Here is a 13,510-nt window from a genome sequence, read left to right as displayed (position 1 = left end):
TCTTGTCAAAGCGCTTTGGGGAGGTCGGCCAACAAGGGCCGACACCCGGTCAAAAGCGGATCGACATGCCGGCCAGAATGGTCCGCCCCGGCTGGACGATCTGTGCGATCTGATAGGCATTCTTGCCGCGCGTCGCATAATAGCTGACGTCACCCAGGATGTTCTGCACGGCGAGATTGAGCTCGACATTCTCGCGGACGCGGAGCCTGCCCGACCAGTCGAGCCGTTCGGTCGGTTGGTCCCACCAGCTGATGTCGATATTGGGCAGGGCCGCGCCCGTCACAGGATCGTTGCGGCGATAGGTGTAATAGGTTTCGAGGAACCGGCCTGTGTGGCGATAGGAGAGGGTGCTCTCGAACCGGTCGGTGCGATAGCTGAGGGCCGCATTCGCCATGAAGTCGGGGGCATATTGCATCGGCCCCCCATTGGCGATGCCCGACAGGTTGAGGTCGGCGCTGGTGTGCTGAAGCGTCATGTTGCCGCTCACCACGAAGTTGGACAGGAAGCCCGGCAGGACGGCCAGCCGCTGTGCCACGGCGAACTCGACGCCATAGGCCGAGGCATCGCCACCATTTTGCGGTTGCAGGACAATGGTCGACCCGACGGTCGAGGTGCCCAGCGTATTGACATAATGGGTGCCGTCGCCGCGCGTCGAGGCGCCGGCGTCGAACAGATAGTTGCTCAGCTTCTTGTAGAAGCCGGCGACCGAAATCCGGCTGGTGTCGGACAGGCCATATTCGATCGAGGCATCGAAGTTATGCGCCGTGACCGGAACCAGGTTGGGATTGCCCTGCTGGATCTGGATGATGTTGTTGCCGAGCGGCGTGATCGTCCGGCCACCGCCCAGCAGGAACAGGCTGGGGCGGACATAGCTGCGCCAATAGGCGGCGCGGAAGACGGCCGCGGATTCGGGGCGCCAGGTGATGAACAGGCTGGGCAGCGGTACGTTGTAATGGGTGTGGTTGGTCGCGAACCCACCGCCGCTCAGATTGCCGTTGTCGTCATAGGTGGCGCTCCAGAAGGTATTAGAGATGTCGGTATGTTCGAACCGCAGCCCCGGCGTGATCTCAAGCTGGCCCAGCGTGATCGGCGCGCGGGCATAGAGGGCGGTGACGCGTTCGTTGCCCGACTGCGTATTCACATTCTGGTTGAAGGCGAGCTGCGTCGGCGAGCCCGTCCAGCTATATCCGTAGCCGGCGCTGGCATAGCTCAACGGCAGGCCCATCACATATTGGAGTGCCGCCGGCGCGTTGAACAAGGGCGTGGCATAGGGATAATGCGCCGCTTGCCCGCCGAGCATCGGGGAGTTGATGACTCGCCCGATGAACGGGCTGCCATCGAGCGTTGGCGCCAGGCCGGGTAGCAGGGCGTCGCCGGCATCATATTGATAATCCAGGCTGGTCGCACGGCGATGGCTGGTGGAATATTTCGCCCCGAACTCGATTTTCGGCAGCCAGTCGAGACCGGTCGACCAGGCGAGATCGAGCTTGGCCCCGCCCAGCAACTGGTGGCTGGCCACGTCATCGCGCACCACGCCCGCCGAGCCAAAATTGGCCAGCGTCTGGGGCACATATTGGCCGATCGTGTTGATCTGGGTGTTGACCGCCTGACCCAGGCCGGGAACGGGATAGGCCGGATTGCCCGCGAAGCCCGGCGCCATCGATACCGTGGGATCGATCGACAGGTTCTTGTAGGCCATTTCGATATGGTTCGGCCGGTCGTCGCTGGCATAGGAACCAAAGGCCAGAGCCTTGACGCTCAGCCGGTCGAACGTGGCATCGACACCCAGTTGCAGATTGCCCAGTCGTGCCCGTTCCGGATTGGTTTCGGCCCAATAGCTGCCGATGATGCCCTGCTCCAGCGTCGTATAGGTGCCGTCGCTGTTCTGGACGGCATTCTGGCTGGTCGACTGGGGTCCGCGCTGGATCGTCGTCTGTTCGGTGTCAGCCTGCGCGTAGCTGCCGCGCAGATAGACATGGAGCGTCTCGTCACGCTTCCAGTCGAGCGCCATGTTGCCGCCCCAGCGCGTCGTCGTGCCATAGGAGAGCTGGGCGTTGATCTGCTCGGCGATCATGTTGGCGGTCGGCGCGAGATTGGGGATCGGCGTATGATCCGACCCGTCGAGCGTCGTCAGGAAATCCCAATTGCCCTCATTCTCGTTGAGGGCCGAGGAGGAGAAGTTCCGCTTGGCGTAATAGCCGACGGCGTGAATGCCGAAATCGCCATTGCCAAAGACCCGCGACACCTCGCCCTGGATGGTTCCGCCCGCGTTGAGCGGCCCCTTGAACAGGCCATAGCCGTCATTGTTGCCGTTAAAGGCCCCCTGGACCGAGAGCATGGTGAGCGGCTTGCCGATGTCGAAGGCGCTCGCGTCCTGGAAATCCACCACGCCTGCGATCGCGTCGCCGTTCATCGTCGGCGACAATGACTTGGATACCGCGATGCGCGCGAAGCCGAGCGGCGGCAACAGCGCCAGTGAAACCTGACGGGTGGCGGGCTTGCCCTGCGCGATGTCCGCGCCGTTCATCAGGTTGAGCGTATAATCGGAGCCCAGGCCCCGGACCGAGATGTAACCGCCTTCGCCACGCGCGGCATCATCGATCATGAAGGCCGATCCGCCCAGCGCGCCGCCCACCGTCACCGGCAGCAATGCGATGCCGGGCAGGCGGGCCAGAGCCTCGGCCGCATTGCTGTCGGGTGCGCGCGCCAAGGCATCGGCATCCAATATGTCGATCTTGTGGTCAGCGGCGATCGACAGCTTTTCAGCATCGTTGCGGCGGCCGGTCACGACGATGGTCTGACCAGCGCGGGATGGGTCGGTTGCTGCACCGGCACCGGCATCGGCGGGATTGGCGTCTGCGGTGCCGAGGGCGTCGTGGTCCGAAACTGCCAGTGGTGCGGCATGGGCCATGCCGGGAAATGCGATCAGAGCCACCGAACACAGGCACTCGAAACGGATCGCCCTGGCCCATTTGCCAAGGTCGCGCATGCCACTCATTTTTTTGTTGTTCCGTCTGTGATGGGAGAAGTGGCGGCGCTACTGCCGTCGGTTTGTGACGGATAAATGACTATATGGAAAATGATTTTAAGTATGAACGATTTTTACTTTAGGTGAAATCTATGTCATCGTTCGTTTATATTGTTGCATGTGTTTCAGGATTGGGAAGTTTTGTCTGACTATATCATCGTTCTATTTGGTGTGTTGATTGATTAGAGTAGAGGTGAATTTCCCCTTTGGGCGTTGCTTTGTTGTTCGAGCTTTGGGTTCGGCCAGGGAAGTTTTGAGTGTCAGGCTACCGAATGCTGTCTGTCTGCTGATGTCGCCGCGTCGTCGGCAGGATTTCGCTTCGGGGATCATGGCCACGAGATGCGGTCGGCGGCGAGGGCGATGACGGAGAAGGAGGCTGTCGGGCACCCGTTTCAGCAGGTGGGTCGGTGAGGTGCCCGAACAGGATGGCGATGCGGTTGCGCCGCGCAATCGACGATGCAAAACGGGGCGTGGTACGCCGAACCGATCGCGCACCACGCCTTTTTCAGTTCGGACTTGCGGCGATCAGGCGCGATAGCCGCCCTGTCGTTCCAGCATCCAGCCGGGATATTCCGCTGGCAGCTTCGTCACCGCGTCGAGCGCGGCGAGGTCGTCCGCATCCAGGGACACCTGTGTGGCGGCGATATTGTCGGTCAGTTGGTCGACCCGCTTCGCCCCGACGATCACGCTCGTCACCACCGGCTGGTGGAGCAGCCAGGCCAGCGCCACCTGCGCGACGGTGCAGCCCTTCGCCTCGGCGATGCGTCGCATCTCGGCGAGCGCGGCCGAACCGCGGGTACGGTCGACCGGCGGGAAATCGAAACTGGCGCGCCGACCATCGGCGGCCTGTCCCTCGCCGTCATATTTGCCGGACAGATAGCCCCCCGCAAGCGGGCTCCACACCATCAGGCCGATCGTCTCCGACCGCAGCATCGGCACGATCTCTCGCTCCAGGTCACGGCCGACCAGCGTGTAATAGGCCTGGAGCGACAGGATGGGGGCAAGCCGCCGGGCTTCGGTGAGGCCCACCGCCTTCACCACCTGCCACGCCGCCCAGTTGGACAGGCCGAGATAGCGGACATGACCGTCACGGACGAGCGTATCGAGCGCCTCCAGCGTTTCCTCGATTGGCGTCGCCGGGTCGAAGCCATGGATCTGGTAGAGGTCGATATGGTCGAGGCCGAGCCGCTGGAGGCTCGCCTTGCACTGGCTGAGGATATGGCCGCGCGAGGCCCCGCGCGCATTGGGGCCGTCGCCCATCGGTCCCAGCACCTTGGTCGCGATCACGACATCGTCGCGGGCGACACCGAGATTCTTGAGCGACTGGCCCAGGATCCGCTCGCTCTCGCCGCGCGCGTACACATTGGCGGTGTCGATGAAGTTGATCCCGGCGTCAAGCGCGGTCCTGACCAGCGTGTCGGCTTCGTCCTGCCCGAGTTGACCGATCTGGCTCCACATGCCCTCGCGGCCGCCAAAGGTCATGGTGCCGAGGCAGAGTTCGGACACGAACAGGCCGCTCCGGCCGAGTTGGCGCATACGCATGGCGATCATTCTCCTGTTGGGATGGGGTGATCGCCCGATACGCCAGGAACGCCCCATCGGGCGACGTCGATCCGATCAATCTCCTGCCCGATCCTATCAAAATGAAATGGCCGCCGATGCGTTCGACGCGTGACGGCGCTAATAGGGCTGGCATGACGATGCTGTCCGACCTCGCCCGGAGGATCGAGCGCCAATGGTTTGTCCATGGTCGCGAGACGCCCATCCCGGGACTCCTCATCAGCCGCGCGGAAGAGCCGACTGGCATCATCCGCTCGGTCTATCGACCGTCCTTCTGCCTGGTCGTGCAGGGGGCCAAGATGTCGATGCTCGGTCCGACACCCTATCATTATGCCGAGGGCCAGTGCCTGCTCGCCTCGGTCGACCTGCCGGTCACGTCGCGCATCGTGAAGGCGAGCGCGGCCGAGCCCTATCTTGCGCTGTCGCTGGCGATCGAGCCCGCGACCGTGGCCGAACTGGTCGCGGAACGGGGGCAGGTGTTGGGGCCGGCGCCCGCTTTCGCCGCCCTGACCAGCACCGACCATGACCCGGCCTTGCGCGATCCTCTCAGGCGGTTGCTTGATCTGCTCGACAGCCCGGCCGATCAGGCGGTGCTCGGGCCGTTGATCCGGCGCGAGATCGTCTGGCGGCTGCTGGGCGGGACGCTGGGCCCCATGTTGCGGCAGATGGGCCTGGCCGACACCCATGCCGCGCGGATCGGCCGGGCGACGGCGCATATCCGCGACCATTATGCCGAGACGCTGCGGGTCGCCGATCTCGCCGCGCTGGCGGGGATGAGCGTTCCGGGCTTTCACCGCCATTTCAAGGCGGTGACGACGATGACGCCGGTGCAGTTCCAGAAGCAGGTACGGTTGCAGGAGGCACGCCGTCGCCTGATCGCCGCCGAGGACGTGGCGCGGGTCGGCTTCGCCATGGGCTATGAAAGCCTGTCCCAGTTCAGTCGCGACTATCGCCGCCTGTTCGGCGCGCCGCCCGGGCGCGATGCGACGGCGTTGCGCGCGCAACTGGTGCCTGAGCCCGCGCTGCCATGATACTTGACTCTGTCAACTAAAGCGGCTCAGCATGGCGGCCATGGAGAATCCAGACGTCACCGCCATCCGCCGGTTCAACCGTTTCTATACCCAGATGATCGGGGCGCTCGACGCGCGCTTCCTCGGTACCGAGGCGAGCCTGCCCGAAGCCCGCTTGCTGTTCGAGATCGCGACGCGCGAGCCGGTGATGGCGAGCGTGTTGCAGGACGCGCTCGGCATGGATGCGGGCTATCTCAGCCGCCTCGTCGCGCGGTTCGAGGCGCGCGGCTGGATCCTGCGTGTCCGTCGCGATGACGATGCCCGCGCCCGCGACTTGCGGCTGACCGAGGCAGGGCGGGCGGCGTTCGATGTCATTGACGAGCGACAGAGCGGCGCTGTGGACGATCTGCTCGACACCGTTGCCGGTCAGGAGCGACGTGATCTGGTCGAGGCGCTGACACGCGCGCGGCTGCTGCTCGACCCGGCATCGGGCGGACCGTTCACCATCCGGCCTTTCCGCACCGGCGAGCCCGCGCTGATCGCCGCGCGCCAGTCGATCCTCTATGCCGAAAGCCATGGCTGGGGCCGCGAAGTCGAGGTGATCGAGAGCGAGGTGACGGCGGCCTTCCTGCGCGATTTCGACCCGGCGCGCGAGCAATGCTGGGTGGCGGAGATCGACGGGGTGATGGCGGGCGCGGCGTTCGTGACCGATGAAGGCGATGGTCTCGCCCGGCTGCGGCTGCTCCATGTCGAGCCCTTTGCCCGTCGAAGGGGGATTGGCGACGCGCTGGTCAGCCATTGCGTCGGGTTCGCGCGGGAGACGGGCTATCGCGCGTTGATCCTGTGGACGCAGACGGTGCTGGAGGCCGCGCGTCGCATCTATGCCGCCCACGGCTTCCGCTGCATCGAGACGGCGATGCACGAGCGGTTCGGGGTGCCGCTCCAGGGCGAGACATGGCGGCTGGAGCTGGCGGCATGAGCGGTGCGCTGACCATCCGGGTGGCGGTCGAGTCCGATCTTCCGGCGCTGCGCACGCTGATGACCCTGTCGATCGATCACGGCCAGGCGGCGGTGCTCACGCCCGAGCAGGTCGCGGCCAGCCGGGCGGTGATGGGCCTCGACACGCAATTGGTGCGCGACGGCACGTATTTCGTGGTCGAGGAGGAGGGCATGCCGGTCGGCTGTGGCGGGTGGAGCCGCCGGGCGACGCTTTATGGCGGCGACCACAGCACGGCCTTGCGCGACCCGGCGTTGCTCGACCCCGTGACCGACGCCGCCCGCATCCGCGCCATGTATACCCATCCCGGCCATGTCCGGCGCGGGATCGGCCGCATGATCCTCGACCATTGCGAACGGGCGGCGGGGGCGGAGGGCTTCGCCGCCGTCGAACTCATGGGCACGGCGGGCGGCGTGCCGCTCTACGTGGCGTGCGGCTATATGCCGGTCGAACGCGCGGATGCGGAGGTGGATGGGGTCGTCGTGCCGCTGACGCGGATGCGCAAGCCGTTGCGCGCCATGGCCTGACTCGGGCCGCGCGCGGGATTTCGGGAGCGGCATGTCACAAAGCTCTCCTCTGCCTCGTCATGATGGCGGACATCAAGGAGACCGATCATGACGCCGCGCATTGCCAACCCCCATGCCCTGGCCCCGGAAGCCATCAAGGCGATGACGGCGCTGGGGCAGAGCGTCGCGCAAAGTGGCCTCGACCATATTCTGCTCGAACTGGTGAAACTCCGCGTGTCGCAGATCAATGGCTGCGCCTTCTGCCTGCACCTGCATTCGACCGACCTGCGCCGCCATGGTGAAAGCGAGATGCGGCTCTACATGCTGAGCGCGTGGCGGGAATCGACGCTTTATTCGGCTCGCGAGCGCGCGGCGCTCGGCTGGGCGGAGGCGTTGACGCTGTTGGCCGAAACGGGCGCGCCCGATGCGGACTATGATGCGCTCAAGGCCGTGTTTACCGAGCCGGAGCAGGTCTGGCTGACCCTGGCGATCGGGGCGATCAACAGCTGGAACCGGCTACAGGTGGGGTTCCGCGTCGCGCATCCGGTCGACGATGCCTGACGCCGCGCTGTTCGAGGCGGAGCGGCCGCGGCTCGTCCGGCTGGCCTATCGCATGACCGGATCGCTCGCCGAGGCGGAGGATCTGGTGCAGGATGCCTGGCTGCGCTGGTCGCGCGTGGAGGGCGTCGATGCGCCCGCCGCCTGGCTGACGCGGGTGGTGACCCGGTTGTGCCTCGATCATTTGAAATCGGCACGGGTGCGGCGCGAGACCTATATTGGCGCTTGGCTGCCCGAGCCGCTGCTCGGCGCGACCGACCCAGCGGGCGTCGCAGACGATCTGACCGTCACCTTGATGCTGGCGATGGAGCGGCTGTCGCCCTTGGAGCGGGCGGCATTCCTGCTCCACGACGTGTTCAATGTCGACTTGCCAGAGGTGGCCAAGACGCTCGACCGTGCGCCAGCGACGGTGCGGCAACTCGCCTCGCGCGCGCGGCGGCATGTCGCCGAGGCGCGCCCGCGCTACCCGGTCGATCCACAGGCCGCGGCGCGGATCACCCGCGCCTTCTTCGCGGCGGCGCGGGACGGCGATGCCAGCGTCCTGTCGGACCTGCTGGCCGAGGATGTCGCGATTCATTCCGATGGTGGCGGGCGCGTCCTGGCCTTCCACAACGTCATCCGGGGACTGGCAAAGGCGCAGCGGCTGTTCGCCGGGTTGCAGCGCAAATATCGCGACGCGCCGACCGAACTCCTCGGCTTCGCCACGATCGACGGGCTACCCGGCTATCTCAGTCGCACGGGCGGCAGCGTGCTCCAGACCACCGCGCTCGACATCCGCGACGGCCGGATCGCGGCGATCTACATCGTCCGCAACCCGGACAAGCTCACCCGCGTAGCGGCGGCTCTTCAGGCCGGGCAGGTAGCGGCGCGAGACTGACGCCGGAATGCCATCAGCATCACCAGCGCCGCCGCCGCCATCACTGCCCCGGCCAAAGAGACCACCGGCAATCCCAGTCCGGCGCCGATCACGCCGCCGCCCAGCGCCGCGCCAAAGGCATTGCCGAGGTTGAACGCACCGACGTTCATCGCCGAGGCCAGGTTCGGCGCATCCGCCGCCGCGACCATCACCCGCATCTGCAATGGCGGGACGATCGCAAAGCTGGCGATGCCCCAGACCAGGATCGCGGTGGCGGCCGGCCATGGCCACTGCATCACGCCCGCGAACACGACCAGCACCGTGGCGAGAACGGCGAGGCTGCCGATCAGCGTCCGCTCGATCGACTGATCGGCCAGCCGCCCGCCCAGCGTGTTCCCGATCGTCAGACCGATGCCGTAGAGCATCAGCATCGCCGTCACGAAGCCGCTTGATGCCTGCGTCTCCTCGCGGAGGATCGGGACGATATAGGTGAAGACGGTGAACATCGCGCTTGCCCCGACCATGGTCAGTGCCAGCGCCGCCAGCACCGGCTTGCGTGTCAGCACCCGCAGTTCAGCGCGCATGTCGCCGCCTTCGGCAGCGGGCAGCGGCGGCAGGGCAAGACGGAGCGACACCATCGCAATCGCGCCAACGCCCGCGATCCCGGCGAACGCGGTGCGCCAGCCAACCGCCTCGCTGACCCAGGTCGCCGCCGGCACGCCGCCGATCGTGGCAACGGTCAGCCCGGTGAACATCGCCGCCACCGCGCCCGCGCGCTTGTCCGGCGGCACGAGGCTGGCGGCCACCACCGATCCGACGCCGAAGAAGGCGCCATGGTTGAACGAAGTGACGACCCGCGCCGCCATCAGCATCCAATACCCGCCCGCCATCGCCGACAGCGCATTGCCGAGCGTGAAGATGCCCATCAGTGCGATCAACAGCGTCCGCCGGTCGATCCGCCCCGTGGTGAGCGTCATGAGCGGCGCGCCGATCAGCACGCCCATCGCATAGGCGCTGACCAGCAGCCCGGCGGACGGGATCGACACGTGCAGGTCGCTGGCGATGATCGGCAGCATGCCCATCGGCGCGAACTCGGTCACGCCGATGCCGAAGGCGCCGACCGCCAGCGAGATCAGCCCGAGATTGAACTTCATGATCCTGGCTCCCTCAGACCATCGGCGGCGCAAGGCGGGCGAAACCCTCCTGCTGCCGATAGGGGGTGTGCGGATAGGGCGGCAGTACGTCGCTCGCTGCATCAAGCGTGGCGACCTGCTCGGGCGTCAGCGCCCAGCCGACCGCCCCCAGATTGTCGCGCAACTGCGCCTCGTTGCGGGCGCCGATGATGACCGACGAGACGGTCGGCCGCCGCAGCAGCCAGTTGATCGCGACCTGCGGCACGGTCTTGCCCGTCTCCGCCGCCACCGCTTCCAGCGCATCAACCACGCGGTAGAGATGCTCGTCCTCGACCGGCGGCGCGAACTGGGCGGTTTCGTGGAGGCGGCTGCCCGCCGGGATCGGTCGCCCGCGCCCGATCCTGCCGGTCAGTCGCCCCCAGCCGAGCGGGCTCCACACCAGCGCACCGACGCCCTGATCCGCCGCCAGCGGCATCAGGTCCCATTCGTAGGCGCGTCCGATCAGCGAGTAATAGACCTGATGCGCGACGAGGCGCGGCCAGCCATGGCGATCGGCCAGCGCTTGCGCCTTCATGATCTGCCAGCCCGGATAGTTGGAGACGCCCGCATAGCAAACCTTGCCGTCCGCGATCAGCCGGTCGAGCGTGCCCATCATCTCCTCGGTCGGGGTGGAGGCATCGAAGGCGTGAAGCTGGAGCAGGTCGATCCGGTCGGTGCTGAGCCGCCGTAGCGCCGCCTCGACCGCGCCGATCAGCCGCGCCCGCGACGCGCCCCAGTCCTGCGGCCCGTCGCCCGTCGGCAGCCCGGTCTTGGTGGAGACCAGGACGGCGTCACGCCGCCCCTTGATCGCCGCGCCCAGTACTTCTTCCGACGCGCCATCCGAATAGACGTCGGCAGTGTCGAACAGCGTGACTCCGGCGTCGAGACAGATGTCGACCAGCCGCTGCGCCTCGGCGGCGTCGCTGGTGCCCCAGGCGCTGAACAGCGGCCCCTTGCCGCCGAACGTTCCGGCGCCGAACGCCAAGGCTGGTACACGCAGCCCGGATGATCCCAGTTGCCGATAGTCCATGACGGGTCCTTTGCGAATGTCGTTGCCGGGTGCATGAATGGACGGCGATGGCCGGCGACGGAACCGGCCATCGGAGCAAAGGATCTATGCGTTGGATACAAAGATGGTGGGCGGCGAGGATCGCGCCCGGTCGCTCGCCCTGTTCGCATGCGTCTTGGCGGAAGGCAGCTTCTCCGCCGCCGGTCGCACGCTCGGGCTGACGCCCTCGGCGGTGGCGCGGGCGATCGACCGGATCGAGGCGCGGCTGGGCGTCCGACTGTTGCTGCGCTCGACCCGCGCACTGACGCTGACCGCCGAGGGGCAGGCCTATCTGCTCGCCGCGCGCCGGATCCTCGCCGATCTCGACGATGCCGAGCAGCAGATCGCCGACCAGGGCGCGCCGCGTGGACGGTTGCGGATCAGTGCGGCGCTGTCGCATGGCCGGTTGTGCATCGTCCCACTGCTCGGCGACTTCGCCCGTGCTTATCCGCACATCCTGATCGACGTGGCGCTGACCGACGCACTGGTCGATGTCGCCGGAGGACAGGCCGATGTCGCGATCCGCTTCGGTCCGCTCGCGGATAGCGGGCTCACGGCGCGCAAGCTGGGCGAGTCCCGGCGGGTGATCGTCGCGTCGCCCGACTATCTGGCGCGGGCGGGCACGCCGCAGATACCCGAAGATCTGCACGCCCATAATTGCCTCAGCTTCAACTTTCGCCGTGCCGAGCCGATCTGGCCGTTTCGTCGCGATGGCCGGGACTGCGCGCTGAGCGTCGAGGGCGGCATCGTCGCCAACAATGGCGAGACGCTGGGCCAGCTCGCGGCGGCGGGGGTCGGCATCACCCGCGTCGGCTGCTTCAGCGTTGCGGCAGAGATCGCCGATGGACGGCTCGTGCCGTTGCTCGAGGCGTATAATCCGGGCGATGTCGAACTGATCCACGCCGTCTTCGTCGGTGGCTCGACCATGCCGGCGCGGGTGCGCGTGTTCGTCGACTTCCTCGCCGAGCGAATGGGCGGCCGGGTCGCGTAGGCAGGCCCCGCGCGACCGGACCAGCGCGGGCATGGGGGACGATGCCTTCGCCGCCCGTCCGCTCTAGAATCGGCTCCGGGCGAACAGCCGCACCGCCCGCCCGACCGGGTCTTGATCGTCTCGGCCGTAACCCGGTGCTGGACGACCATCGCCGAGGCTGGCGCCCGGTCGCGCATCGAACACATTGATGACGTCCAGCCCGAACTGGATGCCAGCGCCGCGCCGGGGGGTGACGCCCGACTGGCTCGGCCGGATCGCACGCTGCAGCACATAGCTGAACCGCAGGTCGATGGTGCCGACGGGGGACACGCGGAGATCGCCGGCGCTGTCCCGCCCGGTGTCGCGACGCGTGCGATACCCGCTGCGCCAGCGTGCGGCCATGTTCAGGCCCCATGCGCCACGCCGCCCGTCCACCTGCACGTCGAGTTGCTGGCGCGGCACGCCGCCGCCGTCGCCGACCAAGCGGTTCATGGGCGGCAGACTGGCATGAATGGTGGTGACGTTGCGCAATTGCAGATTGTGGTTGAGCGTCAGTCGCAATGTTCCCCTCGGCTTGCCCGGTGCGGCCTCGCCAAGCGGGAAACTGGCGCCCAGGTTGGAGGCCAGGCTTTCGGTGCGCGTGGATGCGAAATTGATCGGTCGCTGGTCGATGGCGGTCAGCCGCCCCGTGGCGTCGCGGCGGAACCGATCGGGGAAGGCAGCCTCCAGTTCCGGTGTGACAGCCGGCAAGGGACCGGCGCTGTTGGCGGCATTGGATCGTTGCAGGCTGACGCTGCCCGCGACGTTCCACGGCAGGAACGGACCGGCGAGTGCCGATAGCGCGACGCGATCGAAGCGGGGCGGACGCAGGTCGGGCGTGCCGCCCAGGATCGGCAGCACTTCGGCCGATTGCCCGGTGACGAAATCGAACACGGTGATCGGCGCACCATAATATTCCGGGGCGAACCGCTGGGCGTCCGACACGCTGTCGGTCGAACGGGACCAGTTGCCGGTCAATCTGAACTTGCCGAGCGGCAACCAGGACAATCCCGCGTTCACGCCCTTGCCCTGGCCGGCGTCGGTCTGCCGCACATTGCCGCCGAGTGTCGCGGACAGGCTTCCCAGTGCGTGCGAGACAACTGAACCCTGCCCGGGCGAGGGCGTACGCCAGAGCGGGACCGACAGGGTGGCGCCCAGATTGACATTGTGGCCCGAGAATGCCTGCTCGGCCCCGCCGATCATGGTCGTCGTGCGCGATCGGGATGCCTGGGTGAACAGGTTCACGATTACCGGCCCGGCAGGCAATGTGAGCAGCTTTCGATTGGCCGAAAGAGTGCCGCCCAGCGACTGCTGACTGGAATCCGTGTCCGACAATCCCGATTGGCGGGTGGCGGAAACCTGTCCTGTCATCGACGCTTGCAAGGACCATCCCGCGAGCGAGCCGCTCAATCCCCCGATGATCGTCAGGTTGCGCGTGACATGGTGGCTGTCGACCGGCCCGCCATCGCTGCGGGAGGTCGAGCGTTCCGTCCGTATCTGACCCTGAAGGTTGAGGCTCGACGACCAGCGGCCCAAGTTGCGGGTCAGGGCCAGCGTGGCTCCGACCGTTTCGATCGACGGCCGCAGGCTGACCGTCGCATCGCCCGGATGATCCTTGACATAAGAAGGGCGCTCCTCGGCTAGGGTCAGGACTCGTTGATCACAGCCAGAAGATGACGGTTGCAGCGAGCGCGATGGCGGAGAGGAAGACGGTCGGGCACCGATCGTAGCGGGTGGCGACGCGGCGCCAGTCCTTCAGGCGTCCG

Annotated in this window: 12 protein-coding genes and 1 pseudogene; 7 read left to right on the top strand and 6 right to left on the bottom strand. The window is 66.8% G+C overall.

The genetic code is table 11. The features are described 5' to 3' along the window. Positions 1-49: 49 nt before the first annotated feature. Together RN629_RS16695 and RN629_RS16690 are read right to left on the bottom strand one after the other, a co-directional pair. Complete coding sequence (locus RN629_RS16695) at positions 50-2,989, bottom strand: TonB-dependent receptor (protein ID WP_407036248.1); 2,940 nt, start codon at positions 2,987-2,989, stop codon at positions 50-52. Between the two features lie 564 nt (positions 2,990-3,553). Then, positions 3,554-4,570: an aldo/keto reductase gene (locus RN629_RS16690; RefSeq protein WP_407036247.1), complete on the bottom strand. Its 1,017-nt coding sequence runs from the start codon at positions 4,568-4,570 to the stop codon at positions 3,554-3,556. Here RN629_RS16690 and RN629_RS16685 point away from each other — a divergent pair. The 6 genes from RN629_RS16685 (at position 4,569) to RN629_RS16660 (ending at position 8,536) form a co-directional block, all read left to right on the top strand. Next, on the top strand, positions 4,569-4,703 hold the full coding sequence (locus RN629_RS16685; protein ID WP_407036246.1) for a hypothetical protein: 135 nt from the start codon (positions 4,569-4,571) through the stop codon (positions 4,701-4,703). The two genes, RN629_RS16690 and RN629_RS16685, sit on opposite strands and share 2 nt — an antisense overlap. A 19-nt stretch (positions 4,704-4,722) precedes the next feature. Continuing rightward, positions 4,723-5,619 (top strand): AraC family transcriptional regulator, encoded by an 897-nt coding sequence (locus tag RN629_RS16680; RefSeq protein ID WP_407036245.1) that lies wholly within the window; start codon positions 4,723-4,725, stop codon positions 5,617-5,619. 40 nt (positions 5,620-5,659) lie between these two features. Further along, positions 5,660-6,577: a bifunctional helix-turn-helix transcriptional regulator/GNAT family N-acetyltransferase gene (locus RN629_RS16675; RefSeq protein ID WP_407036244.1), complete on the top strand. Its 918-nt coding sequence runs from the start codon at positions 5,660-5,662 to the stop codon at positions 6,575-6,577. Continuing rightward, positions 6,574-7,122: a GNAT family N-acetyltransferase gene (locus RN629_RS16670; protein WP_407036243.1), complete on the top strand. Its 549-nt coding sequence runs from the start codon at positions 6,574-6,576 to the stop codon at positions 7,120-7,122. The genes RN629_RS16675 and RN629_RS16670 overlap by 4 nt, the downstream gene beginning before the upstream one ends. An 87-nt stretch (positions 7,123-7,209) precedes the next feature. Further along, on the top strand, positions 7,210-7,662 hold the full coding sequence (locus RN629_RS16665) for a carboxymuconolactone decarboxylase family protein (RefSeq protein WP_407036242.1): 453 nt from the start codon (positions 7,210-7,212) through the stop codon (positions 7,660-7,662). Continuing rightward, positions 7,655-8,536: a sigma-70 family RNA polymerase sigma factor gene (locus RN629_RS16660; protein ID WP_407036241.1), complete on the top strand. Its 882-nt coding sequence runs from the start codon at positions 7,655-7,657 to the stop codon at positions 8,534-8,536. The genes RN629_RS16665 and RN629_RS16660 overlap by 8 nt, the downstream gene beginning before the upstream one ends. On the opposite strand, the gene RN629_RS16655 is transcribed toward RN629_RS16660, so the two are convergent. Both RN629_RS16655 and RN629_RS16650 read right to left on the bottom strand, forming a co-directional pair. Next, a complete protein-coding gene (locus tag RN629_RS16655; RefSeq protein ID WP_407036240.1) occupies positions 8,506-9,669 on the bottom strand; it encodes an MFS transporter in 1,164 nt (387 codons plus the stop codon). The two genes, RN629_RS16660 and RN629_RS16655, sit on opposite strands and share 31 nt — an antisense overlap. Positions 9,670-9,682: 13 nt before the next feature. Beyond that, positions 9,683-10,717 (bottom strand): aldo/keto reductase, encoded by a 1,035-nt coding sequence (locus RN629_RS16650; RefSeq protein WP_407036239.1) that lies wholly within the window; start codon positions 10,715-10,717, stop codon positions 9,683-9,685. 103 nt (positions 10,718-10,820) lie between these two features. Between RN629_RS16650 and RN629_RS16645 the strand changes: the two genes are divergently transcribed. Beyond that, entirely contained in the window at positions 10,821-11,726 is a 906-nt protein-coding gene (locus RN629_RS16645; protein WP_407036262.1) for a LysR substrate-binding domain-containing protein, read from the top strand. A gap of 63 nt (positions 11,727-11,789) precedes the next feature. Here the strand turns inward: RN629_RS16645 and RN629_RS16640 are convergent, their stop codons facing one another. Both RN629_RS16640 and RN629_RS16635 read right to left on the bottom strand, forming a co-directional pair. Continuing rightward, positions 11,790-13,115 carry a hypothetical protein gene (locus tag RN629_RS16640; protein ID WP_407036238.1) on the bottom strand — a complete coding sequence of 442 codons (1,326 nt, stop codon included), beginning with the start codon at positions 13,113-13,115 and terminating at the stop codon, positions 11,790-11,792. A gap of 289 nt (positions 13,116-13,404) precedes the next feature. After that, positions 13,405-13,510 (bottom strand): annotated as a pseudogene (locus RN629_RS16635) (IS5/IS1182 family transposase); the annotation flags it as partial.

This window comes from Facivitalis istanbulensis, from assembly GCF_040560405.1.
GTDB lineage: Bacteria > Pseudomonadota > Alphaproteobacteria > Sphingomonadales > Sphingomonadaceae > Sphingomonas > Sphingomonas istanbulensis.
Note: the sequence above shows the minus strand (reverse complement) of the source record. Positions and strands in the feature narration are given on the sequence as shown.

Coding starts and splice junctions, on each gene's coding strand:
- RN629_RS16685 (WP_407036246.1), top strand. CDS start 4,569: ATGGCGATCATTCTCCTGTTGGGATGGGGTGATCGCCCGATACGCCAG.
- RN629_RS16660 (WP_407036241.1), top strand. CDS start 7,655: ATGCCTGACGCCGCGCTGTTCGAGGCGGAGCGGCCGCGGCTCGTCCGG.
- RN629_RS16665 (WP_407036242.1), top strand. CDS start 7,210: ATGACGCCGCGCATTGCCAACCCCCATGCCCTGGCCCCGGAAGCCATC.
- RN629_RS16655 (WP_407036240.1), bottom strand. CDS start 9,669: ATGAAGTTCAATCTCGGGCTGATCTCGCTGGCGGTCGGCGCCTTCGGC.
- RN629_RS16680 (WP_407036245.1), top strand. CDS start 4,723: ATGACGATGCTGTCCGACCTCGCCCGGAGGATCGAGCGCCAATGGTTT.
- RN629_RS16695 (WP_407036248.1), bottom strand. CDS start 2,989: ATGCGCGACCTTGGCAAATGGGCCAGGGCGATCCGTTTCGAGTGCCTG.
- RN629_RS16690 (WP_407036247.1), bottom strand. CDS start 4,570: ATGCGTATGCGCCAACTCGGCCGGAGCGGCCTGTTCGTGTCCGAACTC.
- RN629_RS16650 (WP_407036239.1), bottom strand. CDS start 10,717: ATGGACTATCGGCAACTGGGATCATCCGGGCTGCGTGTACCAGCCTTG.
- RN629_RS16640 (WP_407036238.1), bottom strand. CDS start 13,115: ATGACAGGACAGGTTTCCGCCACCCGCCAATCGGGATTGTCGGACACG.
- RN629_RS16675 (WP_407036244.1), top strand. CDS start 5,660: ATGGAGAATCCAGACGTCACCGCCATCCGCCGGTTCAACCGTTTCTAT.
- RN629_RS16670 (WP_407036243.1), top strand. CDS start 6,574: ATGAGCGGTGCGCTGACCATCCGGGTGGCGGTCGAGTCCGATCTTCCG.
- RN629_RS16645 (WP_407036262.1), top strand. CDS start 10,821: ATGGTGGGCGGCGAGGATCGCGCCCGGTCGCTCGCCCTGTTCGCATGC.